Annotated in this window: 22 protein-coding genes and 1 pseudogene; 2 read left to right on the forward strand and 21 right to left on the reverse strand. The window is 67.8% G+C overall.

All coding sequences use genetic code 11. The features are described from left to right. Positions 1 to 47: 47 nt before the first annotated feature. The 3 genes from BDK92_RS13410 to BDK92_RS13420 form a co-directional block, all read right to left on the reverse strand. Positions 48 to 1,469, reverse strand: a complete 1,422-nt coding sequence (locus BDK92_RS13410; protein WP_121157013.1) for an MFS transporter — start codon at positions 1,467 to 1,469, stop codon at positions 48 to 50. After that, positions 1,466 to 2,026: a kinase gene (locus BDK92_RS13415; protein WP_121162089.1), complete on the reverse strand. Its 561-nt coding sequence runs from the start codon at positions 2,024 to 2,026 to the stop codon at positions 1,466 to 1,468. The genes BDK92_RS13410 and BDK92_RS13415 overlap by 4 nt, the downstream gene beginning before the upstream one ends. 113 nt (positions 2,027 to 2,139) lie before the next feature. Further along, positions 2,140 to 4,008 carry an ABC transporter ATP-binding protein gene (locus tag BDK92_RS13420; RefSeq protein ID WP_246017516.1) on the reverse strand — a complete coding sequence of 623 codons (1,869 nt, stop codon included), beginning with the start codon at positions 4,006 to 4,008 and terminating at the stop codon, positions 2,140 to 2,142. 320 nt (positions 4,009 to 4,328) lie between these two features. On the opposite strand from BDK92_RS13420, the gene BDK92_RS38390 reads away from it, so the two are divergent. Beyond that, the gene (locus tag BDK92_RS38390; RefSeq protein WP_147456989.1) at positions 4,329 to 5,078 is read left to right on the forward strand and encodes a VOC family protein; all 750 of its coding nucleotides are present in this window, start codon (positions 4,329 to 4,331) and stop codon (positions 5,076 to 5,078) included. Positions 5,079 to 5,280: 202 nt separating this feature from the next. Here BDK92_RS38390 and ligA read toward each other — a convergent pair whose 3' ends face one another. From ligA to BDK92_RS13495, 15 genes and pseudogenes are all read right to left on the reverse strand, one after another. After that, entirely contained in the window at positions 5,281 to 7,383 is a 2,103-nt protein-coding gene (gene ligA, locus BDK92_RS13430) for an NAD-dependent DNA ligase LigA (RefSeq protein ID WP_121157015.1), read from the reverse strand. 53 nt (positions 7,384 to 7,436) lie between these two features. After that, positions 7,437 to 8,834 carry a D-arabinono-1,4-lactone oxidase gene (locus BDK92_RS13435; protein ID WP_170208577.1) on the reverse strand — a complete coding sequence of 466 codons (1,398 nt, stop codon included), beginning with the start codon at positions 8,832 to 8,834 and terminating at the stop codon, positions 7,437 to 7,439. Positions 8,835 to 9,010: 176 nt separating this feature from the next. Next, entirely contained in the window at positions 9,011 to 9,958 is a 948-nt protein-coding gene (locus tag BDK92_RS13440) for an NmrA family NAD(P)-binding protein (RefSeq protein ID WP_121157017.1), read from the reverse strand. Next, a complete protein-coding gene (locus BDK92_RS13445) occupies positions 9,955 to 10,779 on the reverse strand; it encodes a phytanoyl-CoA dioxygenase family protein (protein ID WP_121157018.1) in 825 nt (274 codons plus the stop codon). The genes BDK92_RS13440 and BDK92_RS13445 overlap by 4 nt, the downstream gene beginning before the upstream one ends. Then, positions 10,779 to 11,288, reverse strand: a complete 510-nt coding sequence (locus BDK92_RS13450) for an HIT family protein (RefSeq protein WP_211349203.1) — start codon at positions 11,286 to 11,288, stop codon at positions 10,779 to 10,781. Before BDK92_RS13450 ends, BDK92_RS13445 begins: the two co-directional genes overlap by 1 nt. A gap of 586 nt (positions 11,289 to 11,874) precedes the next feature. Further along, the gene (locus BDK92_RS13455) at positions 11,875 to 12,690 is read right to left on the reverse strand and encodes a 2'-5' RNA ligase family protein (protein WP_121157020.1); all 816 of its coding nucleotides are present in this window, start codon (positions 12,688 to 12,690) and stop codon (positions 11,875 to 11,877) included. After that, positions 12,677 to 13,717, reverse strand: a complete 1,041-nt coding sequence (locus BDK92_RS13460) for an NsdA family TPR-like regulatory protein (protein WP_121157021.1) — start codon at positions 13,715 to 13,717, stop codon at positions 12,677 to 12,679. Before BDK92_RS13460 ends, BDK92_RS13455 begins: the two co-directional genes overlap by 14 nt. Continuing rightward, positions 13,602 to 14,030: a helix-turn-helix domain-containing protein gene (locus BDK92_RS38395; protein ID WP_147456992.1), complete on the reverse strand. Its 429-nt coding sequence runs from the start codon at positions 14,028 to 14,030 to the stop codon at positions 13,602 to 13,604. The genes BDK92_RS13460 and BDK92_RS38395 overlap by 116 nt, the downstream gene beginning before the upstream one ends. Next, on the reverse strand, positions 14,030 to 14,923 hold the full coding sequence (ribD, locus tag BDK92_RS13465) for a bifunctional diaminohydroxyphosphoribosylaminopyrimidine deaminase/5-amino-6-(5-phosphoribosylamino)uracil reductase RibD (protein WP_121157022.1): 894 nt from the start codon (positions 14,921 to 14,923) through the stop codon (positions 14,030 to 14,032). The genes BDK92_RS38395 and ribD overlap by 1 nt, the downstream gene beginning before the upstream one ends. Next, complete coding sequence (locus BDK92_RS13470; protein ID WP_147456993.1) at positions 14,923 to 16,167, reverse strand: NsdA family TPR-like regulatory protein; 1,245 nt, start codon at positions 16,165 to 16,167, stop codon at positions 14,923 to 14,925. The genes ribD and BDK92_RS13470 overlap by 1 nt, the downstream gene beginning before the upstream one ends. A gap of 40 nt (positions 16,168 to 16,207) precedes the next feature. Further along, positions 16,208 to 17,542 (reverse strand): NsdA family TPR-like regulatory protein, encoded by a 1,335-nt coding sequence (locus BDK92_RS13475; protein WP_211349205.1) that lies wholly within the window; start codon positions 17,540 to 17,542, stop codon positions 16,208 to 16,210. A gap of 135 nt (positions 17,543 to 17,677) precedes the next feature. Next, positions 17,678 to 18,061, reverse strand: a complete 384-nt coding sequence (locus tag BDK92_RS13480; RefSeq protein WP_147456994.1) for a creatininase family protein — start codon at positions 18,059 to 18,061, stop codon at positions 17,678 to 17,680. A gap of 406 nt (positions 18,062 to 18,467) precedes the next feature. After that, positions 18,468 to 19,702: pseudogene (locus BDK92_RS13485) on the reverse strand (RNA polymerase sigma factor). Beyond that, on the reverse strand, positions 19,699 to 20,022 hold the full coding sequence (locus BDK92_RS13490; RefSeq protein WP_121157025.1) for a YciI family protein: 324 nt from the start codon (positions 20,020 to 20,022) through the stop codon (positions 19,699 to 19,701). Before BDK92_RS13490 ends, BDK92_RS13485 begins: the two are co-directional and overlap by 4 nt. A 53-nt stretch (positions 20,023 to 20,075) precedes the next feature. Further along, complete coding sequence (locus tag BDK92_RS13495) at positions 20,076 to 20,684, reverse strand: dihydrofolate reductase family protein (RefSeq protein WP_121157026.1); 609 nt, start codon at positions 20,682 to 20,684, stop codon at positions 20,076 to 20,078. Positions 20,685 to 21,124: 440 nt separating this feature from the next. Here BDK92_RS13495 and BDK92_RS13500 point away from each other — a divergent pair, with 440 nt between their 5' ends. Further along, positions 21,125 to 21,835 carry a creatininase family protein gene (locus BDK92_RS13500; protein ID WP_121157027.1) on the forward strand — a complete coding sequence of 237 codons (711 nt, stop codon included), beginning with the start codon at positions 21,125 to 21,127 and terminating at the stop codon, positions 21,833 to 21,835. 23 nt (positions 21,836 to 21,858) lie between these two features. Here BDK92_RS13500 and BDK92_RS13505 read toward each other — a convergent pair whose 3' ends face one another. From BDK92_RS13505 to BDK92_RS13515, 3 genes are read right to left on the reverse strand one after another with little or no spacing between them, the layout of a single operon-like run. After that, complete coding sequence (locus BDK92_RS13505) at positions 21,859 to 22,443, reverse strand: DUF6262 family protein (RefSeq protein WP_121157028.1); 585 nt, start codon at positions 22,441 to 22,443, stop codon at positions 21,859 to 21,861. Next, positions 22,440 to 25,025: a tyrosine-type recombinase/integrase gene (locus tag BDK92_RS39010; protein WP_170208579.1), complete on the reverse strand. Its 2,586-nt coding sequence runs from the start codon at positions 25,023 to 25,025 to the stop codon at positions 22,440 to 22,442. Before BDK92_RS39010 ends, BDK92_RS13505 begins: the two co-directional genes overlap by 4 nt. Then, on the reverse strand, positions 25,022 to 26,101 hold the full coding sequence (locus BDK92_RS13515; protein ID WP_211349207.1) for a tyrosine-type recombinase/integrase: 1,080 nt from the start codon (positions 26,099 to 26,101) through the stop codon (positions 25,022 to 25,024). Before BDK92_RS13515 ends, BDK92_RS39010 begins: the two co-directional genes overlap by 4 nt. Positions 26,102 to 26,138: the final 37 nt, after the last annotated feature.

Consider the following 26,138-nt stretch of genomic DNA (forward strand, 5'->3'; position numbering starts at 1 on the left):
TTCCGCTGCTGTTCGACCTGGCCTCCGCCGAGATCGTCGTGCACCTGTCACTCGCGTCCACCTTCGTCCATCTCCACGGCGGACGAGCGTAGCTCAGCCTGCGACGAAGACGTCTGCCGCGCCGGTGCCGTGGCGACATTGTCCGGAGGGTTGGCGGGTGGCAGCGGGGCCCTGGGTGAGTGGGGTGGCATACGTGGCGGGTCGCGCAGGGTTGCCTTCCAGGGCAGGAACACCGCGCTGATGACGGTGAGGGCTGCCGTTGCTGTGATGGCGGTGCGGGGGCCTGCAGCAGCGGCGAGGAGTCCTGCCGCCGCGATGACGACCGGCTGGGTGAGTTTGCTGCTGATGGACCAGGCGGTCAGGACGCGGGACAGGCAGTGCTCGCTGGTGTGGTTCATTCGGTAGCTGGAGAAGGTCGGGTTGAAGGCGCCCGCGAAGAACAGCAGGAGTGTTTCGGCGACCACGATGACGATCAGGCCGGGTGTGCCGGGCGGCGCGAGTGGAATGAGGCCCATCCAGAGTGTGCGGGCGACTCCGGCGGTGAGCAGGACCGTACGCAGGCCGTAGCGGGCCGTGAGGGGGCCGGCGGTCAGGGAGCCGAGGATGCCGCCGAGGCAGGGCAGGCCGAGGGCGAGGCCGTACTGCCAGGGTGCCAGGTGCAGGTCGCGGAGCATGAGGACCGCGATGATGGGCATGGCGGCCATGATGGCGCCGCCGAAGAGCATCGCGTTGGCGAACAGGGCCCGTAGGCCGGCGTGATGGAGGATGTACCGCCATCCCTCGGTGGCTTCCTGGGCCCAGTGCGGTGCGGGGTGGCGTGGAGGTGGCGGTGGTTCGACGCTTTGCAGGCGCCGGATTGCGAGTGCGGACAGAAGGAAGCTGGTGGCGTCGACGGTGATGGACGCGGTGGCGCCGAGCCAGGACACGAGGACGCCGCCGATGGGTGAGCCGATGCTGTTCGCCGTCCACTGGGAGGTCTCGAATCGGCTGTTGGCGGTAACGCGCTGCTCGACGGTGACCAGGTGCTTCAGGTGCGTGCCGCTGGCCGCGCTGAACGCGATGCCGCAGGCGGTCTGGATGATGGCCACGACGCACAGCTGCTCGTAGGTGAGCTCGCCGAATGCGGCGGTAATGGGAATGCTGGCCAGGGCCGTAAACCGCAGCAGGTCGGCGCCGATCATGACGGGTCGTTTGCGGCGGAACTCGATCCAGGGGCCCAATGGCAGGACGATGACTGCCGAGGCGATGCCGGACATCACCGCGAGCAGGGAGACTTGCAAGCTCGATGAGTCCAGCAGCAGGATCGCGACCAGCGGCAGCGCGCCCGCCCCAACGGCGGATCCCAGTTCGCTGACCGAGTAGGCGCCCCACAGTCGGTGGAAGTCGCGGCTCAAAGCGGGCGGTGTCTCACGAGTGTCTGGCGGCCGGTCGCGGGTCGGCGCGCTGGCGATCGTCCGGTTCCTGGTCATCGCGGGAGGAGATCGTTGTCGCGGCCGGTCAACGGCAGGCTGGCCGCGGTGGCGATGCGGTCGATCGCTTGCTCCAGCGTGGTGGTCTCGGGCAGGACGAGTTCGTCGGGCCAGCCGAGAACATCGTGTGGGGCGTACCAGGTGCGCAGGTTCTCCGGCGATACCTCCGTCGCCTCGGGACGCGTTTCGTGGCGCCGTAAGGTCTCCGGCAGCGACACGTCGAGGTAGACGAACTGCGTCCGCCCGCGGTGCGCGTCGCGCAGCTCGGTGAGCATGTTTCGGTACCGGGCGGAGTGCATGATCCCTTCCAGGATTACGTGGTAGCCGTGGTCAAGGCAGAAGCGGACGTTCTGCGCGATGAGGGCGGGCGCAAGACCGCCGGGTTTGTCACGTTCTCTGAGCAGGATCCGACGAAGGTGATCTTGGCCGACCATGGCGCAGCCACGGCCGTGCCGGTGCCGCAACGTGCGGGCGATGGTGCTTTTCCCGCATCCGGAATTGCCGCGTATGCACACCAGGATCGTGTCGGGACTGCCGGCGGGAGTCAGGTCGTCCATGGGGCGTTCCTTCATGCGAGGCGGGCTGGTGCTGCTGTGGAATTTGGACGTCCCTCGCTCGGCCCGGCCCCATGCTCAGCCCTGGACCGGGCGATGTGTTGCGTTCGTTGCAGTTAATTCCTGTTTGCGTAGCCGGCGGCCTGCAAGCTGAACAGATCGGCGTATCGACCGCCAGCGGTGATGAGTTCGTCGTGGGTGCCGGCCTCGGTCAGGATGCCGTGGTCCAGGACGAAGATCCGGTCGGCGTGTCGTACGTTGGCCAGCCGATGGGTGATCAGGATCGTCGTCGCCTTGCCCTGTCGGTCCCGGATCGCCTGGAACAGCGCGTCCTCGGCGCGCGGGTCCAGCGCCGACGACGGCTCGTCCATGATCAGCAGTTCGGCCTCGCGCAGAAACCCGCGAGCCGCGGTGATTCGCTGCCACTGCCCGCCGGAGAGATCCTGCCCGTCGGCGAAGGTACGGTCCAGCAACGTCTCGTATCCGTGTGGCAGGTCGCGGATCATCCCGTGAGCGACCGCACGTCGTGCGGCGAGTTCAATCCGGTCCCGCTGTGGTGCGGTCTCGGTGTCGCCGATGGCGATGTTGGTCGCCGCGGTGAACGGCCACTTGTGGTACTCCTGAGTGACCACAGCGATCCGCGCCCGCAACCCGTCGGGGTCCCACTCGCTAAGCGCCCGTCCGTTCCACTCGATCCGGCCCTCGCTCGGAGTCCGCAGAGCGGCGATCATCCCGGCGAGGGTGGTCTTGCCGGAGCCGTTCTCACCGACGAACGCCACGGTCTGCCCCGCGCGAATCGTGAGGGTCACGTCGTTGACGGCCGGGGTGTCGCGGTCGGGGTAGCGCAGGCTTACCCCGCGTACGGCGACCTCCTCCAGCGGCGTGACGGCCGCGCCGCCCACGACCCGCGGTAGGTAGGCGGTCGCTCGGGTCATGAAGCCCCTGTAGTCGCCGAAGTGCTGGCCCTCGGTGTATATCCGGTCCATCTGGAGGGTGACGGTGGTCAGGGACCGTTGCGCGGCCTGGACCGCGAGCACGCACGTCGCCGCCGCCGCGAGTGGGATCTGCCCGTCGAGGAGCAGGATGCCGAGCAGGACGTACACGGCACCGGTGGCGAGTCCGCCGATCATCGATCCGACGCTGGTGGTGGTGGTGACCTTCCGGGCCAACGCGATCTGGATGTCCGTTTCCACGTTCATGACCCGGTCGTACTGGTCGAGGAGGAACCCGCGTAGCCCGTACGAGCGGAGTTCCGGGGCGGAGGCGCGTTCGGCCATCAAGCGGTGCAGGAGCCATAGCCGGCGTCGGCGTACCGAACCGGCGGTGTACGTCTGGTATCGCTGGTGGCCGGCGCGTAGTGAGGCCCAGGCATTGGGCAGGGTCGCGACGAGCAGCGCGATGAGCAGCAACGGGTGGATCACGATGACCGCGACGGTGACGGCGAGGAGGCTGACCAGCCCGGCGAACAGGTTCATGACGCCTTGGACCAGGCCGGTCGCCGATTCTGTGCCGCGGCTTGCGCGTTCCATGTCGTCGGCGAACGCGTCCTCGTCGAAGGCGTCGAGGCGGACCTGAGTGCTGACCTCGAAAAGACCGCGTTCGACCTCGCGGCTCACCCGCGGGCTGAGTCCGTTCTGGGCGTACCCGGTGGCGATGCCCATCCCGGCGCGGAGGGCGGTCGCTGCCGCGAGGAGCGCGAGTGCGGGCAGGGCGGCGGTCACCCGGTCGGGCGTCGGGCCGCCGGCGAACAGCTCTACCAATATCCGCTGGGTGGCCAGCAGTCCGAAGGCCGCCATCACACCCGCGCTGATCGTGGCGGCGGCCACGACGCTGGTGCGGGTCCGGTCGGCACGCCAACTGATCCGCAGCGCCTGGCCGACCAGACGGGGTAGTTCAGCGAAGACGGCGAGCAGGCCGGCGCTGGCCCGGGCCCGCATGCCGCTCTCCCACCACATGCTGCGTAGCTCCGGCAGCACCGACTCCATGGGTTTCTCGCCGGCCGTTGGTGTCTGCCGTTCGGCAGCCTGGCCCTCATTCTCGGCGGATCGTCGTTGGCGGATCGTCGTCCTCACACGGCCTCCTCGGTTGAGCGGGTGATGCCGCCAGCGGCGTCGACGCTGACACCGTTTGGGCACGGCGGTACGCCCGGCGTCCATCTGGCGCCGGGAAAGCGAAGTTGCTGAGGCGCGGATGTCGGGTCTCAGTGACCTGTGACCACGCAGAGGAGCCTACGTTCCGTAGCAAGGTCGAGTCATGTAGTAGCCGGCGTGTCGAACAGGTGTGTCATCGGCGCCAAGTTGGCCGCGTGACCAACGGCCCTAAAATCGGACGGAACCGACATTCGCACGGCCGATTGGTCCGACCGCCATCTACGCGGGAGCGCGTCTCACTGACACGTCAAGGCGAACTGGTCGCCGATCTTCGCAAGGCACCCAATGTCGGCAGGCACCTCAACGCCGCCCAAATCGACGACCAGGTCTACCGGCCCGACGCCGGACTATCCATCGGTGTGGGCGCGGCGCACCCGCAAGCCGCTCTCACGCGGCTACGGTCGATCGTCGATCCCTACGACTACACCACAGCCCGACCACGCATCCACATACGGCAACCTGCTCGAGACCTGCCGGCCACGCCCACGGAAGAGGTCACCGCCATGACCACAAGGCTGCATCACCTGGCCATCACCGCCACCGACCTCGCCAAATCAGCACCTGGCTACGACGCGATCCTCGGCGTACTCGGCTACCGCCGCCACATCACCACCGACGCAATCTGCACTTGGAACGGCCGGGAACCCGAGATCCTGCTCTACCCCGCAGAAGGCGACGACCGGACCCCCCATCAACACGGCCGGCCCGGCTGGCAGCATTCCGCCTTTACCGTCGCCGACCGAGCCACGGTGCATGCCGCACACGAGGCAGCCGTGGACAGCGGATGGACCGTCGTCCACCCGCCCAAGGAGTACAACTACACGCCCGGGTACTTCGCCGTGTTCGTGGAAGACCTCGACGGCGTAAGGCTGGAGATCGCTCACATCCCCGCGACCGGGAAGTAACTCGGGATCCTCAACGCGGAAGCCCAATGCCCTCGGAATGCGGGCGAGATTCCCAATCCGGTCATGGTCTGGCACAGGTCAGTTCTGCCTGATTGCCCGGCTCGTGGTGCAGCTCCCGCCGCGTATCGATCCTTACCACCGTTCCTCGTACGACCCACCCGGGGAATCCCGGCGACGACTCGGGCCGGTCGTTCACCCCTGTTCACGTCAGATGCCCGGCGAGGCGCTGGGCGAGTTCCTCGGGTGTAATGGTTTCGATGCCGAATGCCTGGGCCTTGTCGAGCTTGCTGCCGGCGTTCTCTCCGGCGACGACGAGGTGGGTGCGGGCAGAGACGCTTGAGGACGCGCGTCCCCCCGCCTTGGCGATCAGTTCGGTCATCTCGGTTCGGGATCGGTCCGAGAGAGGCCCGGTCATCGCGCCGGTCACCACCACGGTCATCCCCGCCAATGGCAGCTCGCTCTTTGCCTTTTGGGCGGACGTCTCCGCATCGGCCCCAGCATCTGTGGGAGTAGAGGGGACGAAGTCGGGCTGGTTCATGTTCACGCCCGCGGCGACGAGCTTGTCGATCACCGGGGCAAGGTCGGCCAGTTCCTCTACGATCACGGGGGCTTTCTCGCCGCCGATGCCGTTGACCTGCTCTAGAGCGACGGCATCGGCGTCTCGGATGGCCTGCATGGAGCCGAAGTGCGCGGCGATGCGCAGCGACATGGATCGGCCGGTGCCCAGGACGCCGAGGGCACAGAAGACGCGATTGAGGGGTTTGGTCTTGGCCGCCTTGATTGCGGTCATGAGGTTATCGGCGCTCTTGGCCCCCATGCGGTCCAGGAGGAGCAGCTGATCGCGGGTGAGGGTGAACAGGTCGGCGAAGTCCTCGATCAAGCCCTTGTCGACGAGTTGCACGATGATCTTCTCGCCGAGGCCGTCGATGTCGAGCGCGTCGCGGGCGACGGCATACCGGATCGCCTCTTTCCGGCCGCAGGCGCGTCCCCGCGCGCAGCGCCACCGCTCCTGGCTGCGGTCGATGCCGGACCCGCAGCGCGGGCAGAGTTCGGGAAAGTCGATGGGCTGCTCGGTGCCGGTGCGTAGGCCAGCGACCGCGCCTTCGACGCGGGGGATGACTTCGCCGGCTCGGTAGACAATGACGTGGTCTCCGAGCATCAGGCCGCGGCGGGCGATGTCGGCCGGGTTGTGCAGAGTGGCGTAGGTGATGGTGGTGCCAGCGACGTCCACGGGGTCGAGGACGGCGCGCGGGGCGATCACGCCGGTGCGGCCCACACTCCACTCCACGGCGCGCAGCACAGTAATTTTCTGAGCGGCAGGGAACTTGAAGGCGGTGGCCCAGTGCGGGGTGCGTGAGCCCATCCCGGCCCGGATCTGGTCGACGGGGCTGTCGGCCTTGATCACGGCACCGTCGAGCTCGATGTCGAGTTCCGCGCGCAGGGCGCCGATCTCGCGTACCCGGTCCATGACCTGGTCAAGGGAGGTGTAGGTCCGGGTGGCGAGGGGAGTGTCGGCCATCGTCCCCAGTCCGAGAGCGGCGAGGCGGGCGATGAGCCGGGTGTGGGTGAGCCCGGCGAGGGTGGGATCGTCGGTGTGTTCGGGGTCGGTCAGTGCGGCGTAGGCCAGGAAGGTCTGCTCGATTCGGTAGGCCCGGTCCTTGGCGCGCAGTGAGCCCGAGGAGGCGTTGCGGCGGTTGGCGAAGGCCGTGGCGCCGTGCGCGGTCCGCAGCTCGTTCGCGCCGGCGAACTGGTCCTCGGTCATGAGGACTTCGCCTCGCACTTCGATCGTGACCGGTTCGGTCAGGATCATGGGCAGGCCGATGATGTCCCCGATCGCGTGGGACACGTCCTCCCCTGTCGTCCCGTCGCCCCGGGTGACCAGTTGAACCAGCCGACCCTCGCGGTAGCGGGCTGCCAAGGCCACACCGTCGAGCTTGGGCTCCACGGCCCAGCCTGCCACCGCCGCTCCGCCCAGCCGCCGCTCCAGCGAGACGGCCCACGCCGTCAGCTCCTCGTCCGAGAAGACGTTCCCCAGGCTGAGCATCGGAACGGTGTGCTCGACGTCGCCAGCGGTCACTCCTGCCGCGACCTGCTGGGACGGGGAGTCGGCCGCGATCCGCCCGGGGTGCGCGTCCTCCCAGACGGTGATAGCGCGCAGCAGCCGGTCGTAGGTCTCGTCGTCCAATCCTGACTCGCCGGAGCCGTAGTAGGCATCGGCGGCCTTCCGCGCCTGCGCGACGGCTTCAAGGTAGGCGGCCTCATCAGCAAGGTCGACAGCGGGCGCCGCTGCGGAAGGCTTCGTCATGCCGCTTATTCTCCTGACTGCCACTGACAGCGCGGCGGTAGCGCTGGTGTGTGTCACCTCGGGTGTCGCGTGGGCGCAATCGGGCGGGGTTCGGTCCGCTGGCCCGGCAGGCGGGGGCGGCTGAACGGCGCCGGTCCATCAGTTCCGGGTCGTGTCGGGGAGAGCCCGAATGTGCGGTAGAAGGTGTCGTTCTCGAAGCGTCGGTGCGGGTCGAACCTGCTGAGCGCCCGCCGGAACCGGTGGAAGCCGTCGGTGTTGGCGGCGGGCAGCAGTTCCGGAGTGAAGTACTTGCCCCAGTGCGGCCTGCCGCCCAGACCGTAGAGCAGGCGCTGGATGTCATCGAACAATGGACGCGCGGCGGTGATCGACCCGACGGCGGTCATGTAGGACACGAAGCCGAAGTAGGTGGCCGGGCCTGCCTGCGCGGGACTCAGGTAGCCGTGGGCTGGGCCGGTGGTGCGCAGGATAACGGGGTAGTGCAGCTTGTAGGGGGAGGCGCGCAAGAGTTCCTTGAGACCGGCGTACGCCCCTGGTACGGCGTCCAGGGGAACGGCGATCTCCATGTTCAGCTGCGGGGCCGGGATGCCGTTCTTGAAGATCTCGTGGAGCGTCCCCTTGGAGCCCCTCGCGCCGAGGAACTTCTCCAGCGTCTGGGCGGCCGGCGTCCGGCCCTGGCCGTCGCCGATGTCGGCCATCAGTTGGCGGCGGGTGCGAGTCACGACGCGGTCCAGATCAGCCAGACCCTGGGCCTCGGCGGCCGTGGGTGTCCAGCTGTCGTCGTGAACGACCCAGGTGTGCGTAACCTGGTGCTCGGTGAACCACCAGCTCTTGGCGGCCACGGATTCGCGGTTCCAGGCGGCGTAGCGCTCGGGCAGGCTGTCCTCGGCCACGGTGAAACGGGTGCAGTGCAACTCCTTTGCCGGTCGACCTCGGAGTTCCAGGCCGACGACCACGCCGAGGCACCCGAGGTTGAGCACGGCCGCGCCGAACTCGGCGTCAGCGGGGGTGAGCCGGTGCAGGGTGCCGGTCCCGTCCATGAGCTCGACGGCGGTCACGCAGTCGGAGAACGTGCCGCTGGACAGACCCTGCGCGTGGGTGCCGGTGGCGAGGGCACCGGCGACCGTCTGGCTTGTGATCACGGGCGGGCATGCGGCCGGTTCCAGACCGTGGCTGTCAAACGCCCGCCACACGTCTTCGAGCAGCGTGTCTCCGGTGACGTACAGGTTCTCGCCACGCAGCTCACCGACCCCGCGGCCCGGGAGGTCGAGGAGGATGCCTCGAGTCCCGTCCGGGCACCGCAGCTGGGCCGGGTAGGTAAACCTGGACCCGAGGACGCGCACTGTTTCCTTCTCGCGTGTCAGCATCGACTCCAGCTGTTCCAGGGACGTGATACGCGTCCAGCCGCCCTGGGCGGCGATGGTTACGTTGCCGCCCCAGTTCGTGAGAGTCATAGGGAAAGTCCTCGGTGGTCTCGTTCCGCACCCGAGGCGGAGAGCGATCATCGCGGCCTGGTGCCGAATGCCTGTACTCGAACAAGCTGTCGTGTCCCCGAAGTGCGGCCCGCGGTTGGAGACGGGGCGCAGCGCGAGCCCTGCGGGACTCGCGCCGCGTCCTGACGGTCCGCCTCTCAGGCGGGGCCAAACATGTGCTGAATGGGCGGGTGCGGGTGGGGGCACGAGGTGAAGTCGGGGCCAAAGCAGCAGGCGTGGTCCGTCGTCCAGGTCTCAAGATCGGTGGAGGGTCGTCCCAGGAGTTGCTCGGCCGTACGGGTCGCCGGGGCGTCCCCCTCAGCGCCGATCCGGCCCCACAGACCGAGGACCTGCGCTGCGGCACTACGGCGTATCCCGTACTTGGCCAGGCTGGTCACGAAATGCTCGTCTGTCTGCCGCACGAACGTGATCGGCCGCCCGCAAACCTGACTCAGGGCCGAGGCCCACTGGGCACAGGTCGCCTGCGTGTGATGGCTCATCAAGGCGCTGCTCAGATCCACCGAGTCGGGAGACAGGATCTTGCGGCAGAACAGAGCGGCGGCGTCGTCGCAGCTGATGTAGGAAAACGGGCGGTCGGCGTCGACGGGGAAGGTAAACGACCCCACCCCGGCGATCGACTGGCACTGGTAGAGGATGTTCTCCAGGAACATGGGCAGTTGAACGACGTCGAACGCGATCCCGGACTTCTCCAGGAGCGCTTCCAGCGCTGCCGCTTCGTCGGCCATCGTGCACTGCTCCGGGGCGAACTGGATGCCCAGGCAGACGATTCGTTGCACACCGGCCCTCTGCGCCGCCTGCAGGTACATCCCGCCGATGTCGACTCGCCGGTCGATCGGAGGCACCATCAGCATGGTCTCCGTCCCGGCCAACGCCTCGGCCAGCGAGGCGGGCTCCGCCGGCTCCCACTCCCGGAGCTGTACCTCAATGTCGCTCACGGCTCGTCCGGCGATCCGGGCTTCCGGGATGGCCAGGCGTAGCGTCAGCTGCGGTGCATCGCAGGCGAGTCGGCGCAGCGTGTAGTGGCCGACCTTGAAGAAGTTCCGGGTCGCTCCGAGCACGGTGACGACCTTCGGCAAGTCCGTCATCGCGCACCCCAGCTCTCACTGCTCGTCGTGTCCTTGTACAGGTCCACCGGGTTGACCGTGTTGGAGTGGTAACCCAGCAGCCGACGGCTCTGGAAAGAGAGGTGGCCGGCCGCGGTGGCGGGATCGCAGGGGTGGTCGTACGGGCGCAGCCACGCTTGTCCGAAGCGGATGATCGCGCTGCGTCGCTCCTGGGTCCGGTTGGGCAGCACGGCATGCCACATGGTGTTGCCGAAGACGACCGCGTCGCCGGGTTCGGCGTGGATACTCAGGGCGCCCTCGGGAAGCGAGCCCTGGGCGAGGGCGTCGTTCGCCGTCTTCCAGTAGGCGTTGTCCTTGTAGTTGGCCGGCCACCGGTGCGAGCCGGGGATGAGCACGAGGTTGCCGCTGTCCTTGGGCCGCGTGTCGGTGAAGAACACCTGGGCCTTGAGGTGCAGTGGCCCGTTGAGCTCGTCGTACGGACGCTCCAGGTAGGGCCCGGAGTCGCGGTGCCACGGCTCGTGGACCTCCTGGTAGATCCCCCGCCTCAGCACCTCAGTGCCCAGGACCTGGAGCGACCCGTTGAGGATCCGGTGGGGGACGGACATCAGGGCGGCGCACTCGAAGAGCAGCTGGTACTCGGCGATGATGTTCGCGGCGTCGCGCACGTGGGTCAGGGCCGGGTTCGTGTTGAACGAGCTGTGCGTCAGGTCGGGGCCGCGGTCGTCGGTAAGCCTGCGGACGGCCGTGTCCACCGTGCTGACGACGCTGTCGGGGACGGCATGCTTGATGAGCGCGAAGCCCTGTTCGGTGAACTGGGCGACGGCGTTGTTCGGTGAAGTCATCACGCTTGACTGCTCTCTGCCTCGGTCTTGGGCGGCTGTGGGGCGTTGAGGGCCGTGCGCAGGCGCTGCGCGACCTCGTGCTTGCGGGTCGGATCGGCCAGCCGAGGGAAGACGACGATCGAGTCGCCGTCGTAGCGCGGCACGACGTGGACGTGAAAGTGGAAGACGGTCTGATGGGCGGCCTGACCGGTGGCGTGGACCAGGTTGATGCCGGACGCCCCGCACGAATCCCGCAGAGCGTTCGCCACCTGCTTCGCGGTCGCCATGACGTGCTGGAACGACTCTTCCGGGATGTCGAGCAGGTCCTGGAAGTGCTGCTTGGGAACAACGAGGACGTGCCCGTAGGTCGCCGGGAGATGGTCCAGGAAGCACAAGGTGTCCGCTGTCTCGGCTAGGACGTGCGCTTCCACGTCGCCGCAGGCAATGCCGCAAAACACGCAGGAGGACACCGCGCCGCCGACCGGTTCTTGTGCCGGGTATCGAGACAACCACTGGGGATCGAAGTTCAAGGACATGGCGTTAGGGGCCTTCTCTAGGGGCACTGCCCACAAATCGGAGGGCAGCCGGGCATGGCGACATGGCCCGGGGGCGATCGATGCTGCGGGGCGATGCCGGCTGGTGGGCCGGCTTCAGGCGGCCGGGTTGTAATCGGGAAGGGCGGTGCCGGCGGTGCCGCAATCGGGTGATCGGCGCCGAGTTGATGGTTGGCGGTGAGGCCGGGCAGGACGAGCGTGGCGAGGTGGCCCAGACCCCAGAGCGTCGATGCGTCGGGCAATGGTTCGGAGGCCGCGCTCGGCGGACGGTGCGTTTGCTGGTGCAGGGTGGGTCCAGCCGAGGAATCGCGTGACTCGGGCCTGCGATAACTGACTGCACTAGTAACGATTACTTAGTCCAGTGGCTCTGGGAATACCGACCTGTGGTCCGACCTCGTGTACCGACCTTCGGTCCGACTTGGCGTTGAGCTGGGTGGACTAGCGTGTCAGCGAGGAACAAGAGGGACAACGTTGATCTGGCTGCGGCGCCGTGGAGTCTCGATCTGGAACCCGAGTTGATGCGCACGGACGCGACTGAGGGACGCCAGCTGACGCAGCAGGATCAGTCTCGCGCTCGATATGAGCGGTTTGCTCCGTCAAAAGTTCCTGAGGGTGCTGAACGGGTGGTCCGATGCAGGACCGGACTACCGGGACGTGCGTGACGGAGAATCACGGCAGTGGTGAGACACTGCCCCGCAGTCTGGAGCGGGAGACTATGAAGGACGTCGAACGCGTATGCACGTTCCTCGCGGCGTAGCTCCACCAGTTCGACACTGGTCACTTCGACCACGGCAACGTCCGCATGGCGTAGCGACGCGACCTGTTCGATAATCGCCGCTGCGGGGTGAGAGCTGTTGCTGTAGGCGATGCTTACGTGCGGGACGAAAGCGGTAGTACGTTCTGCCAGGTGGATGTAGCCGATGGCGGCTCGGGCGATCTTGCGAACGGCAACGATCGGGGCGTGTGGGCCGGCGCTGAATCGCACGGCTCCAGGGGAGCCCGCGAGGGGCCCGACTGTGATGGTGGCGGGCGGGACGAGCGCGTACTTCCCAGCGGCCACGGCGGCAATCGCGTCCACCACGGCTGGCTGGATCTCGTCGGTGAACGCGACACGTTGGAGTGTGAGATGCAAGCTGGACATCGGTGCCATATCCAGCGTCGAGATGTGCTGGAGTGCTGCTTGGCAGTAGGCGGTGAGGCGCCGCAGGGAGGGGTACTGGTCGAACCGAAGAATCCAGTGGTAGGAGCGGCGGCCGTTGCTCCAACCAGGGCGGTCCCAATGATTGGCTAGCCGGTCGAGAGTTCTGTAGCGGTTCCAGTCAGCGATGACGTAGTCCCGAGAGTGGATTTCGAGCCTGGTCGGGTCAGGTGGTGTCATGATTGGGCGATCCGTTGGCGAGCCAATGCGTAAATTCATCCGGCAGTTCGCTGACGACGGGTTCGGCTGACCAGGCAGAGAGGTCCTGGGCGGTACTGATGGTGCGTTGCCGGATGGACTCGATGCGATGCGTATTCGCCGCTGTCATCGCCTCGCGCATGAGCGCCGCCGCGTGTTCCAGGTCGGGCCGGGACGTCGACGTCACCGCTGCAGCCATGTCGAGGCGGACCAGCGCACGGCTCCACATGGAAGGCGACGCATCGACGACCTCCAGCGCGCGACCGGCATAGGCAAGCGCTTCCACCGGCTGGGCGAGTGCCAAGCGTGCGGTCGCGGCGTTTGCCGCCGTTCTCGCTTCGCTGTAGAGGCCAAAGGAGATGCAAGGAGTCATGCCCGCCTGCCGGGGAAAGGCATCCAGCAGGTCGTATGCCTCACCGATCGCTCGGTCGACGGCGCTCCGTTCGCCGAGCTTGCCAAGGGCACGGGCCTCACCGTTGACCGCCAGTCGGACGGCTTGTTGCCCTCCTCCCGCATAGCAACGTCCGTCTCGCGCTAACTCCAGCGCTTGGCCATAAGAGGCCGCATAATATTCGGTCAGACTCTGGGTTCCGCGCACCCATGCGCGGAGTTCGTCGTCGTTGACATGGTCAGCCAGCGAAAATGCTTCGAGTCCGTATGCGCGAGCTGAGTCGAAGTGACCCAGGTTGATGGCCATGTAGCTGAGTTGACCAGACATTCGCGCGGCGGCGCGGAACAGCCGGTCACGATGGTGGGCTCGATGCCAAGCCTGCAACAACGGCTGAATCAGTTGGCGTTGCGACACCAGGTCGGGCGCCAACGCCGCAGGCCCGTCCTGCTCGTACTGCTCGACGACGCGGGTGACGTGCGCGTCAAGGTCGTCTAGCAACGTGTCAGTGAGGTCGGAGGCGTGGGCCCGAACCCGCGCCAGGATTGCGGCTGGCTGCTCTACGGAAAGAGAAAGCCGCGTGATGGACGGTTCGCTGGGGCCGCTGCTGAGATGGGGCATCGTCGGTGCGTCGTGGGCTGTAGAGGTCGAGTTGGGTGTCGGTGGCGGCGCCGAGGACGTGGCGGAGGGCGGCGCGGCGTTCTTCGCTGGGCCAGCGGTGTTCGCCGCGTTCGAGCTTTCCGATCCAGCGGGAGTCGACGTAGTGGGCGGTGAGGTTACGCCTGGGGTAGAGCAGGTCGAGGGCGGTGTTGACGGCGTCGGCCAGCTCACTGCGCGACATGCACTGGCCTGCTCGCCGGGGCGATGGCAGTCGCTGGCGGGCGTCGCTGAGCAGGGTGTTCGGTGTGATCATCGTGTCCGGATGGCGAGGCACTACATCTCCTCACGCGCATGTCGTTGCAATCGGCATATCAACAACTCGGCGGAAGTCGCGATGTCGACCAGTCGGAAGCCGATCGGTGGGAGGTGGGGGTCGACCGTGTCAAGCGTTTGAGACGGGTCAGCTCGCGGTGCAGCGATGATGACCTCGTCAACGGCGTGCATGTACGGTCGTAGCGCGTCGCCGCGCTCGTGCCCGATGACGAGCACACTGCGTACGCCGACTGCGTAGGCGGCCGACAGCCACTGCGGCAGGCCGACGCCAATATCGGCTTCGTCCGGTAGTGCGAAATGCCCTGGGGCGTGACCGCCGGGGATGCCCTCGTCGAGGGTCTTGTCCGTCACGACGAGGTCCGCGCCACCGCGCAGGTGGAGCAGAAGATGTCCTTCCGCCGCCTGGTGACGTCTGTCGTTCGGAGCATATGCCCAGGTCAGGTAGGGCCTACGGCGCGTGGTTGCGGTTAGCCATGGCCCAAGGACGGTGAGGGCTTCGTCGCGCAGTACATCGGTTTCGACCTGGACGCCTGCGGCGGCGAGCATCGCGGCGCCGCCTTCGCCGCGGGAGGTTGGGTCGATGACGCCGATGATGACGCGGGAGATGCCTGCGTCGAGCAGTTCCTGGCGGCACGCCGGTGTGACACCAACATGGTTGCACGGCTCGAGTGTGACGACGGCTGTGCCGCCACGAGCCGCCTCTCCGGCGGTGGTCAGGGCGTGCACTTCGGCGTGCGGCTCTCCCTTGCGGCGGTGAAACCCTGTACCCACGGTCGTTCCATGCTGGTCCAGGATGACGCATCCGACGGGCGGGTTCGGGCTTGTGGTGCCCAGCCCAAGGGCCGACAGTGTGATGGCGTGCCGCATCGCGGCCAGCTCTACGTCTGATGCCATCAGGCAGTCTCCACGAGGTCGTCGAGGAACGCGCGAACGTCGGCCAGGTGACGGTGCTCGTCTACTGCCGAGCCGATCAGGGCGAGTTGGTGCAGGATCCGGCGCGATCCAGCTCGACGGGCGACCGGCAAGGCGATACGCGCGGTGGCGGCGGCTTGGTCGGGCTGGTCAGCTGCGACGTGTGCTGCGGCCTTGGTCAGCAGGGCTGAGGTGAAGTCCTGGCGGTGGAGCGACGGGATCGACGGCAGCGCCGCGTCGAGTACCGCGATGGCCTCCTCGGGACGCTGCCCCAGCCGGAGGCACGTTCCTCGGTGAACTTCGATGTACCCGCTCGTGCAGTAGGAGCCGTGCTCCCCTTCGGGCTTACCTGGGCCACGGTCGGCGGCCCACCGATGCGCGTCGTCAAGGAGCTGCATCGCTTCGCGGTGCTCCCCGACCGTCGCGAGCGCGTGGGCATGCTGCACGCGAAGCGCCGCCCGCACCGGGCTGGGCACCTTCTTGTCTTGAACCATGGCGGCTTCGGCCTGTTCGACAGCGCGATGCGGCTTTCCAGCGATAAGCCAGTGTTGACTGCTGCGGTACATCGCCCACGCCGTCATGGTCGGATCAGCGATTTGGTTGGTCCAGGTGAGCGCCTTCCCAGTCCAGTGCTGGGCGGCTGGGGCGTCGTTGAGCGACTGGTTCAACCATGCTGCGGACTCGGCGTACTGGGCGGCGAGGCGGACGAGGCTGGGGCGGATTGACGGTGGCACGTCACCGAGCAGCCGGTCGAGAAGCATGAGCTGAGCCGTGACGCCGATGAGCGCGTACTCCGGTCCGAACAGCTTGTCGTTTTGGACCAGCAGGTGCCACTGTGCTCGCAGTTGATACATCGTCTCGTCCCAGCTCCCGGGCGGCGGGTGAGCTTCGCTGCTGCGGGGAGCCCCGCCGGTGCCGGTGCGCCGTGGGATGTAGAGGTCAAGGTCGGTATCGGTGGCAGCGCCTAGAACCAGGCAGAGCGCGGAACGACGCTCTTCACTTGGCCATCGGCTCTCGCCACGTTCGAGTTTGCCGACCCAGCGGAAGTCGACGTAATGGGCGGCGAGATCCCGGCCAGGGTAAAGCTGGTCGAGCGCGGTGTTCACGGCGTCGGCCAACTCGGCCCGGGACATGCATTGCCCACGCCGCCGTGGTGACGCCAGACGCTCACGCGCCTCGCTAAGCAGCGTGTTGGGTGTGATCTCGGTTTCCGGGTGGCGGGGCACTACGTCTCCCCTCGACCGGGCGGATCGACATCTGACGGCATCAGTCGCTCTCCCTCTGCCAGTCAGCTCGGCGGTCAGCGAGCAGTGCCCGCGCTTCGGGCACATCTCCGAACCGCATCATTCTCTGTACCACGACGCTCGCTCGTTGCGAGATTCGCGCGCTCGGCAGTTCGTCGCTGAGATCAAACATGCGTGCGGCGGCGCTGGCGGCGGCTTCCGGTTCGTTCGCGTCGGCGTAGGCGACGGCCAACCACGATAGGTACAGCGCTACCTCCCGCGCGTGTGTCGCGTCGTACCGGTCCAGCACCTTAGACAGTAGAGGTAAGGCTCTGAGCGGCCTGCGCAGTTCCGTGAACACACGCGCGTCCATGACGTCCAACTCGTCCTGGCTTACCCAGTACGCCCACAGCGGCGCCTCGCCGTCACGGCTGTGGAGTAGCGACTCGTGTGCCTCGCCGAGCGCTCGCATGGCGCGTTGTGATTCGTCGGCACGCGCATGGGCCCATGCCAAGCGGTCGAAAGATAGTGCCCTGGCCTCAGCGGGCGCATCGTGTCCGGCTTCGTCCAGCGCAGCGCGGGCCAGCTCGACGCCTTCCCGTTCACGTCCGGTGTTGGCGTGCTGGTAGGCGAGTGACCCGAGCAGGTTGGCTGCCAGCGTTGCGTCACCGGCCTGTCGGGCGGCCGATGCCCCGAGGTTGTAGGCACGTTCCGCCAGGTGGAGGTGCCCTGCGTCCGAGGCGATCCACCCTGTGATCTGCGCCAATTCACCAATCTGGATCAGCAACCCACGACCGACCGCCTCGGTGTGGGACGTCTCGCGGTAAAACTTCGTCGCCGCCCGTAGTTCGCGAAAGGCAGGGCGGATCAGGTCTCCGCCAGCCAGGATGTCATCAGCCAGGCGCAGCCGATGCACTCGGGCTGCCAAATCGCTCACCGTTGTGTGGCCGACCCGGCGCCCGGCCGTGGCCGTCACCAACTGCAGCAGATCGCCTGTGGGAAGCAGTTCGGCCAGTGGGTCGGGCAGAGCTTGGTGGTGGTGCTCGTTGGCGCCCGTCAACGTGCTGTCGGTGCGTCGTGGGCTGTAGAGGCCGAGTTCGGTATCGGTGGGGGCGTCAAGTACGTGCCGTAGGGCGGCGCGGCGTTCTTCGCTGGGCCAGCGGTGCTCGCCACGTTCGAGTTTGCCGATCCAGCGGAAGTCGACGTAATGAACGGTGAGGTCCCGGCCCGGGTAGAGGCAATCGAGGGCCCGGTTGGCGGCGTCGGCCAGTTCGGTCCGGGACAGGCACTGGCCCGTCCGTACTGGTGAGGGCAGCCGCCGGCGGGCACCGCGGAGCCGGGTGTTCGGTGTGATCACCGCGTCGGGACGACGGGGCACCGAATCCTCCCTTCACGGCCGCCGATGGACGCTATGACGACCGCTGACCTCAGGACCGCGCGCGTTTGAGCGATGTCAGCTTATCTGTCGATACGACCAGTGACGTACCCACGGCTACCGCGTCGACCCGTACGGTTACCGCTCGTTCAGCAGGATCGAGAGATGCTCGCCAAACGACTCGGCCAGGCTTGCCAGCAGCGCCTCACCTTTGCCTGCCGTGCCGGCCGAGGGCCGGCCGATGACCCCGGTCGTCGTATAGGCACCCATTCCGTGGGCCAACAGCATCGGCCGTTCATCGGCGGCGTGGTCGCCGTCGACGAAGCCGGCACCAACCGCGCCCGGCTGGACACACAGCAGGATGGAGACCTCCAGCTCACCCGCGTGCATGTCATGATGTGCGTCGCTGGCCAGCTCCGCCGCGGACCGGGCGTTGTCCCAGTCCGTCCGCGTGGGAAACAAGGTCATCGAGCCGGCCTTCTCCGCGTTTGCGGTCTGCACGATGTTGGATTTACCGACCAACAACGGCCTCGCAGCGCTCTGACCTGCGCCAGCATCAAAACTTACATGTCAGCAACGTGGCCAGCGAGGATGACGTACCCGCGTGTCGACGCTGGGGCACGGGTCGGCCAACGTCCGCGGCGTAGGCACCGCCAGGTGCCGCCATGCGCGCTGTCACCAGGCTGAGCCGTGAGGCGAGCAACGCCTTCCAATCTCAACGCTGCGTGGGTCAGGAGGTAAACCATGCCGCTCGGTCACTTTCTGTAGGGTACGTCGGCCCCCAGCTCACGGTTGGCATACTGATCTAGCCGATGACAGTGCAGTGCCGACCGTAGAAGCTGACGATCTCATGCGGGTATCGGGCCGATCTGATTGCGTCGGGGCCGGCCGCCGCTGCGCGCGGGGTTTCGATCGGGATTCGTGGGCGCTACCGCAGTTGGTCGCGGCGGCGGGTCAGGTTGGCGGTCTGGGCGGTGTTGCCGGCCAGCTCGATGGCTTTGTCGTAGGCCGCGCGCGACTGCTGACTTTGGCCCAGCCGGCGCAGCAGGTCGGCGCGGGTCGCGTGGTAGGCGTGATAGCCGGCCAGCTTGTCCTCAAGACGGTCGACGGCCGCCAGCGCCACCTCCGGTCCGTCGAGCTCGGCGACCGCGATAGCCCGGTTGAGGGCGACGATCGGCGAGGAGTCGAGGTGGACGAGTTGGTCGTAGAGGGCGACGACCTGCGACCAGTCGGTGTCGCGGATGTCGCGGGCGGAGGTGTGCACGGCGTTGATCGCGGCGAGGATCTGGTAGCGGCCCGGAGCCACCCCGGCGGCGGCAGCGGCGAGGCGCTCGCGCACGAGCGGTGACCCTCGGCGATCAGCGCCTTGTCCCAGGCCCCACGGTCCTGCTCGTCGAGGGTGACCAGTTCGCCGCTGGCCGAAACCCGAGCGGTGCGGCGGGCCTCGGTGAGCAGCATCAGCGCCAACAGCCCGGCCACCTCACCGTCCTCCGGCAGCAGAGCGCGGATCAGACGGGTGAGCCGGATCGCCTCGGCGGTCATGTCGTGACGTACGGGATCGGTGTCGGGGCCGGTCGCCAGGTAGCCCTCGTTGAAGACGAGATACAGCACGGCGAGCACGCCGGAGACGCGTCCCGGGAGATCCTCGGCGGCCGGCACCCGATAGGGGATCCGAGCCGACTTGATCTTGGCCTTCGCGCGGGTGATCCGCTGCTCCAAGGTGGTCTCCCGCACCAGGAAGGCGCGGGCGATCTCGGGCACGGTCAGACCGCCGACCATGCGCAGCGTCAGCGCCACGCGGGCTTCCATCGCAAGCGCCGGGTGACAGCAGGTGAAGACCAGCCGCAGCAGGTCGTCGTCGATGGCGCCGAGAGGCTCGGGTGGGGTGTTGTCGTACACCATCTGAGCCTCCTTGTGCTTGTCGTCGCGCTTGTTCTCGCGCCGGATCCGGTCGATGGCCTTGCGGTTGGCGGTGGTGGTCAGCCAGGCGCCGGGGTTGGGGGGTACGCCGTCGGCCGGCCACCGTTCCACGGCGGTCGCGAACGCCTCGGCCGCTGCCTCCTCGGCGATGTCGAGGTCACCGAAACGCCGGGTCAGCGAGGCGACCGCCCGGGCCCACTCGTCGTGGTGGGCCCGGGTGACCGCCTCCTCGACGTCGCTCACTGGAACGGCCGCACCTCGATCTTCCGATCGCAGACCTTCGACGCCTCGGCGGCGAGCTTGAGCGCCACATCCAGATCGGGGACCTCCCACACCCAGACGCCGGCGAGGTACTCCTTCGACTCCACGAAAGGCCCGTCGCTGAACACCGCCTGCTCGCCCCGGTTGTCGATGACGGTGGCCGCGTCGGTGTCCGCGAGTCCGCCCGCGAAAACCCAGTAGCCCTCGGCGATCAGTCGTTCGTTGAACGCGCTGATGGCAGGCTGCCTGTCCGTGCTGCCGGGATTGCTCTTGTCATCGATCACGGAAACCAGGTACTGCATCTGAAGAACATCTCCTCTGGTGTCAAGAAAGCGTGGTTCGACGGTCAGGAACTTCAGGCCGTCGCATACCGCGGACGCCCGGCCGGCCGGAAGACCTGGATCGTCACGCCCTTCGAGTCGACCCGCGACTCGACCAGATCGAGCGCAAGATCCGGACCGGTCTCCGGGAACAGTCTCGCGCCCAGGCCAACGATCACCGGGATCACGATCAGAGTCATCTCATCGACCAGATCGTTGGCCAGCAGCCACCGGACCAGGGCGCCGCTCCCGTGCACCTGCAGCTCACCCCCAGGCTTGGCCTTCAGCTCACCGATGGCCGCCGCGAGGTCACCGCGGAGAACGGTCGTGTCCTCCCAACGCGGCGCGGTGAGCGTGGTCGAGGCAACGTACTTGGGGGCCTCGTTCAAGGCCACGCCGATGGGATGTGCGCGCATCTGGTCGATCGATCCCCAGGAGCCGGCGAACAACTCGTACGTGCGCCGGCCGAACAGGAACGCCTCGGCCCGCTGGTAGGTCTGCGTGATGAACGTCCTGGTCCCGTCGTCGCCCTTCCCCAGGGCCCATCCGCCGCGCTCGAACCCATTCGGGTGGTCGTCCGTGGGGGCGCCGTTGTTCTGCATGACTCCATCAATCGAGATCTGGGTCATGGTCGTCAGCTTCATGATCGCGGTTCCTTGCCTTGGCGCCACCCCTTGTCGGCGGCCTCACCCCTGCTACGAACACCACCGCCCCGATCCGACACCCCCTCCCGGACTTCCTTAGAGAATTTTCCGGGACGCCGGTCGTCATCGCTCCGACAACACGACAGTTTCGCAGCGACTGCGCTCCGCCTCCTCAAGCACGCCCAGCGCGGACAAGCTCCTGGACCAGATCGACCGATCACGAAGATCCTGACTAGTCGTCCGCACATGCCGCGATCCGCACGTCGGGCCCTTGTTGGCCGGTAACTGGGCGTATCCGCTGGTGCGAAGGTCCCTGGGCCTGGTGTCGGCCGTGAAGCCAAGCAGGTCGTTCCGTCCGCTCGCGTCTGCCTGACGCGGCGGGGTCTCGCGCGCGGCGACGCGCGGACGAGGCCCTCGTCTGCTCGTGGCAGGCTGTCCGGGTGACCTTTCTGCTTCCGATCGCGACGTCTGGTGACGAGCGTGTCCGGGCTGCTCGGACGGCGGTGTTGCCGGTGGGCAGCTTTGAGCAGCACGGCGAGTTCCTGCCTTTGATCACGGACACGGTCGTTGCGTGTCTGGTTGCCGGGCGTGTTGCGGAGGATCATCCGGTGTTGTTGCTGCCGCCGCTGACGATCTCGTGTTCGCACGAGCACGCGGGGTTCGCCGGGACGGTGAGTATCAGTGCCCGCACGTTGCTCGCGGTGATCGAGGATGTCGACGAGTCTCTGCGGGCGTCGGGCGTGGAGAACCTGGTGATCGTCAACGGGCACGGCGGGAACTACAGCCTTCGCAATGCTGTTCAGCAGGCCACGACGATCCGGCGGCGGATGGCGCTGTTTCCCGCTGCCGAGGACTGGAACGCCGCGCGTGTCGAGGCGGGCTGTGAGACCACTTCCCACGAGGACATGCATGGTGGGGAGCTTGAGGTCTCCTTGCTGCTGCATGGGGCGCCGCAGCTACTGCGAGAGGGATACCGGACGGCCGACCATCTGGCGAACGACCGGCCTGATCTGCTCACGGTGGGGATGCGCGCGTACACGTCGTCCGGGATCATTGGGCGGCCGTCGTTGGGCAGCGCGGACAAGGGCGCGGCGGTGCTGGACAGCCTGTCTCAGTCGTTCGCCCGGGTGCGTGACCTGCTGGAGGGGTGACGCCGTCGTCGACGCATCGTCGGTCACGTCATGGTTGCCGGGTCGGCGATCCGGCTTTCGAGGTCGGCGATGCGCCGGTCTTGGAAGCGCAGGGTGGACCGGGCCGCGGCGAGCCGTTCCTCGAGCATCCGGTTGTCGGCGGTCAGCTGCCGGACCCGCTGCTTGAGGCTGGTGTTCTCGGTGGTGATCCGCGCGGTGGTCTCGTCGTCCCACTCGGCCTGTAGGTCGCGGACCTGGCCGAGGAGTTCACCGATGCGCGTCCGTTGACGGCTGATCTCGGTGTGGGCCTTGGTGAGCGCGTCTTCGGCGTTGAGTGCGCGTTCTCGCCACACGGCCTGCTGACCGTCGGGCGCACCGCGAAGCTGCGTGCGCTGCTGGTCAAGGTTGGCAAGCGCGCTAGCGATCGCGGCACGGGCCTGCGGGTTGTCGTAGATGAAGGTTCGAGAGACGTTGGCGCGTCGAGCAACGGCGGCGACCGTGACTCGGACGTTCTCGCGGCGCATGGCGGCGAGGGTGTCCTGGACCCGCCCGATGGCGGCTTGGCTGCGTTCTCGCCGTGCGGCGAGGGCGGCGACTGTGCGGGTGCCTGACGAGGCTACGGAGCTCACTCGGCCTCCTGTCCATCGGAGGTGTCGTCGGCGTGCCCGCCGGCGGCGGCCAGGTCGTTGGCGCGGAAGACCGTGGCCCATACCCGGTGAAAGTAGTCCTGTGGCTTGCGGAGATCGAGTGCGAGTGCGTCATCGAGCAGGCCCAGGCCGGCGAGGGCTTTTTCCAGGCCGTCGATGGCCCGGGCGGTGGGTTCGAAGTGTTGCTGCAGGTAGGTGGCGGTGGCGTCGTCGTTGGCGCCTTCGGCCAGCAGCCGCCATTGCTCTCGTTTGCGGCGCCAGTAGAGCAGATCGGCGCCGGACAGGACGAACTTGTCGCAGTTGTGGCAGTCCAGGTTCCACGGGCAGGCGCCGCCGTCGACGACGGGCTGGAAGGTGCAGAATCCGCCTTCGGCGGGCGTACTGCGCCTCGATAGGTCGATCGCCAGGGCTTGAACGTGGGCGCGGGTGAGCGGGATGGTGTCGGCGGTGAGCAGCTGGCCGGGGTTGGCGGTGCCGGGCCCGGCGACCCACACGTGCTGGAGGACCTGTTCGAGGTCGGAGTGCGCCAGGTGCACGTAGTGTTCGGCCATGCGGTCGGAGACCTGGCCCAGGTAGCGGCGGATGTGGGTCAGGGTGGCGCCGTGGCGCAGCAGGTTGGTCGCCAGGGTGTGCCGAGCCTGGTGCGGCACACAGTGGCCGAGGTCGAGTTCGGTGATCCAGGCCCGGAACGGGCCGTAGAACCACTCCTTGGACAGCGAGACGGTCCCGGCGGGGTTGCGTTGTGGGCTGGGGAACAAGGCGAGTTGGGCGCGTTGCGTGCCGGCCGGCTGGTAGCCGTAGCGGGCGGTGAACCGCTCCAGCGTCTTGGCCTGCCGTGCCTGCAGCCGGTCGTAGACGCGGTCCGGGATGCGGATGGCGACGTCGTAGTTGCCGACCTTGGTTTGGTCGTGCCAGAACATTGCCAGCCCGCCGTAGCGGCCGAGGCAGTCCCAGCGGACATCCAGCACTTCGCCGATGCGCCGGCCGGTGGCGATCAGCGTCTCCCAGATGTCGCGCATGCCGTGATCGAGCCGGTCGTGATGCTCGGCCAGCCGGCGCAGGTTCGTCTCGTCGGCCAGAGCGCGGGCGACCTGGTCCGGGAACGGCCGGCGTGTCCGCAGCGGCAGCCCTTCCCAGGCGGGAACCGCCGCGATGAACTCCCGCGCCAGCCCCAGGCTGTCGACGGCACCACGGTCGAGGGCGTCGCGCAGCACCGTGCGGACACCGTTGAACACGATGCCGCGTGTGGTGGCGGAGACCATCGACGGTTTGCCGCCCGCTTTGGTGATGCCCAACGAGGGCAGGCTGTCGCGTTCACGGCGGCGCTGGTCGGCGACGAACCGGCGCATCTGATCACCGCGGAGCGTGGCGGGGTCGTGGCCGCCGCCCGGGGCATCGACCGCGAGGAAGGCGCCCAGCTCGACGCAGGCCCGCCGCAGGTTGTCGAAGCTGCCCGCGGTGCGCGGGCAGCGCGGCGATTGCAGCAGCCCAGCGAGGTGGTCCCAGGCCAGGTCCCGCAGCCAGCGTTGCGGGATCGCGGTCAGGTCGAAGCGGCTGGTCCGGCGCGGGAACCGTACCCCGAAGTGTTCGGTGTCCAGGATCCCGGTCTCGCGGGCCTCGTCCGGGGTCCGGTAGATCCGCCACAACTCGCCGGTAATCTCCCCGGCGATCCTGCGCACCCAGCGGTCCGCCCGGTCGGTGACCAACTCGGCCAGCGTCGTGGTGCCGGCTGCGCGGCAGCTGTTGACCATCTTCTGCACGTGGCACAGGTCCCATCGGGTCGGGCGGGTCTGCTGGGTGTGCGCGAACAGGCCCCATTGCAGCTCGGCGCGCAGCAGCGGTGGCAGCCCGCGCAGGTTCAGCTGGGCCGGACTCGGCATCGGGTCGGTGCTGGCGCACCAGCGCCGAAAGGCCGGCTCGTCGGTGTAGGAGACCGGGGTCGGCCGGCCGCGCTGTTCGTACCGCTGCGACCAGGCCGACGACAGGTCAGCGCCGCCGGGACTGCCGGCCTTGCGGTAGCGGGTCTCGTGCCCCGAGCACAACCGCAGCGGCGACTCGGCCAGGTTCGGACATACCGCGACCAGGCAGTCGCCGTAACCCGGGTACGGCTGCTGGACAGCGACCCAGTTCACGAAGGCCGCCTCATCCAGGACGCCGTGATGCTTCCATTGGCTCAGGTGCCGCCGGCACAGCCGCCATCGGGTATGCGCGGCCGGTCGGTCCGGGCAGATCCGGCACGCGGCCTGCTCTACCCACTCCGACGCCGGCAGCGGCTCCGCCGTAGACAGGAAGGCGGCCTTGCCCACGCCGTGTTGGTCCGCCTTGCTCCACGCCCGCATATGTACTGCGCACATGTCCGCGCCGCTGGACCGGACCCGCTCACAACCGCCGATCACGCACCACCACCGGTAGGTGGCATGGTCGCGGGGAATCCGGACTATGTCCGTGCGGAAGATCGGATCGAACGACGGTGCATTGATCAGCGCGGTGAGGATCTCCAGCCGGTCGCGGCCGACGCGGCCGGGCCTCGACGGCTGCGGCAGCAGCGTGAGGGTGGCGTTCACCGGTTCTCACCCCACACGGTGTGCAGCGCGGCGTCGAACGCCGGATCGTGCACATCCACGTGCGCGTAGATCTCGTCCACCACCGACGTGGATGCCCAGCCTCCGGCGTCGCGGGCAATGACCAGGTTCCCATCGGCCGCGTCGAGGACGGCGCTGGCGAAGGAATGGCGAAAGGAGTGCGGCTTGACCAGCCCCAGACCGGTTCGCCGCCCGGCCCGCGCCAGCATCCGCCGGGCCGCGACCGGCGCCCACGGCTGTCCCCGTCCCGGGCCGTGAAGCTGGACCAGCAGCATCCCGTGCCCCGCGCCGCCGCATGGGTACTCGCCGGTGATGTAGTCGAAGTAGGTGTGCACCATGGCCGGGCTTACCCGCTTGATCAGCCCACCCGTCACCGTGCCGGCCACCACCCGCCACGGATGCTTCGTTTTCGCCTCCGCCCGGTTCGGATTGCCCGGCCGGTGACAGACGTGCACGTGCGGCGAGCGACACTGCCCGCACGCGGCGTTCTCGCGAAGGTGCAGGTCCACCAGGTGCAGCCCGCACAGCTCCCCGATCCGGAAGCCGCCATCGGCCAGCCAGGTCACCACCAGCCGATCCCGGGCCCTTCCCACCTCGGCCAGCAGCCGTTCTCGTGCGCCTTCCGGGAGCATCTTCGGATGCCGGCGCTGCGAGCCGCGCGGGGCCAACGGGTTCGCCGGCATCGTGGTCTTCACGTGGCCGAGAAACGAACGACGGCGATCCGCCCGGGAGGGCAGCCGGCTGTTGCTCAGCTGCGCGCCGAGCGCTTCGTTGATACCGAGCGATGCCTGATGCAGGTAGAAGCCTTTCAAACACGCTGCGGCGGTCGACAGCGCAGCGTGCCCGTACGGACGCTTGCCCTCGCGCCACGGCCGACCGAGCGGCATCCGGACGTCAGCTCCCACCAGACCCATGTACCGCTCGAGGTCGCGCAGCCCCACCGCCGCCGTCGGCAGACACTCCCGATCGAGCCATCGCAGGTGATCCACCAGCAGGTACGCGTACGTGCGTTGCGTACCAGAACCGTCATGCCGCCGCAGGAAACGGTCCGCCTCCATCTGGACCCTGCCCTCCGGGCAGACGATCGTCCACGCG

The sequence above is a fragment of the Micromonospora pisi genome, from assembly GCF_003633685.1.
In the GTDB taxonomy this organism is placed as follows: Bacteria; Actinomycetota; Actinomycetes; order Mycobacteriales; family Micromonosporaceae; genus Micromonospora_G; species Micromonospora_G pisi.

What these genes read in the sequence shown, in the direction of transcription:
- BDK92_RS13415 (WP_121162089.1), bottom strand. Translation starts at nt 2,026, where the DNA reads ATGGACGACCTGACTCCCGCCGGCAGTCCCGACACGATCCTGGTGTGC.
- BDK92_RS13445 (WP_121157018.1), bottom strand. Translation starts at nt 10,779, where the DNA reads ATGACTTCACCGAACAACGCCGTCGCCCAGTTCACCGAACAGGGCTTC.
- BDK92_RS13410 (WP_121157013.1), bottom strand. Translation starts at nt 1,469, where the DNA reads ATGACCAGGAACCGGACGATCGCCAGCGCGCCGACCCGCGACCGGCCG.
- ligA (WP_121157015.1), bottom strand. Translation starts at nt 7,383, where the DNA reads ATGACGAAGCCTTCCGCAGCGGCGCCCGCTGTCGACCTTGCTGATGAG.
- BDK92_RS13490 (WP_121157025.1), bottom strand. Translation starts at nt 20,022, where the DNA reads ATGCAGTACCTGGTTTCCGTGATCGATGACAAGAGCAATCCCGGCAGC.
- BDK92_RS13435 (WP_170208577.1), bottom strand. Translation starts at nt 8,834, where the DNA reads ATGACTCTCACGAACTGGGGCGGCAACGTAACCATCGCCGCCCAGGGC.
- BDK92_RS13460 (WP_121157021.1), bottom strand. Translation starts at nt 13,717, where the DNA reads ATGCCCCATCTCAGCAGCGGCCCCAGCGAACCGTCCATCACGCGGCTT.
- BDK92_RS13455 (WP_121157020.1), bottom strand. Translation starts at nt 12,690, where the DNA reads ATGACACCACCTGACCCGACCAGGCTCGAAATCCACTCTCGGGACTAC.
- BDK92_RS13515 (WP_211349207.1), bottom strand. Translation starts at nt 26,101, where the DNA reads ATGGAGGCGGACCGTTTCCTGCGGCGGCATGACGGTTCTGGTACGCAA.
- ribD (WP_121157022.1), bottom strand. Translation starts at nt 14,923, where the DNA reads ATGGCATCAGACGTAGAGCTGGCCGCGATGCGGCACGCCATCACACTG.
- BDK92_RS13420 (WP_246017516.1), bottom strand. Translation starts at nt 4,008, where the DNA reads ATGGAGTCGGTGCTGCCGGAGCTACGCAGCATGTGGTGGGAGAGCGGC.
- BDK92_RS13440 (WP_121157017.1), bottom strand. Translation starts at nt 9,958, where the DNA reads ATGACGGACTTGCCGAAGGTCGTCACCGTGCTCGGAGCGACCCGGAAC.
- BDK92_RS13495 (WP_121157026.1), bottom strand. Translation starts at nt 20,684, where the DNA reads ATGAAGCTGACGACCATGACCCAGATCTCGATTGATGGAGTCATGCAG.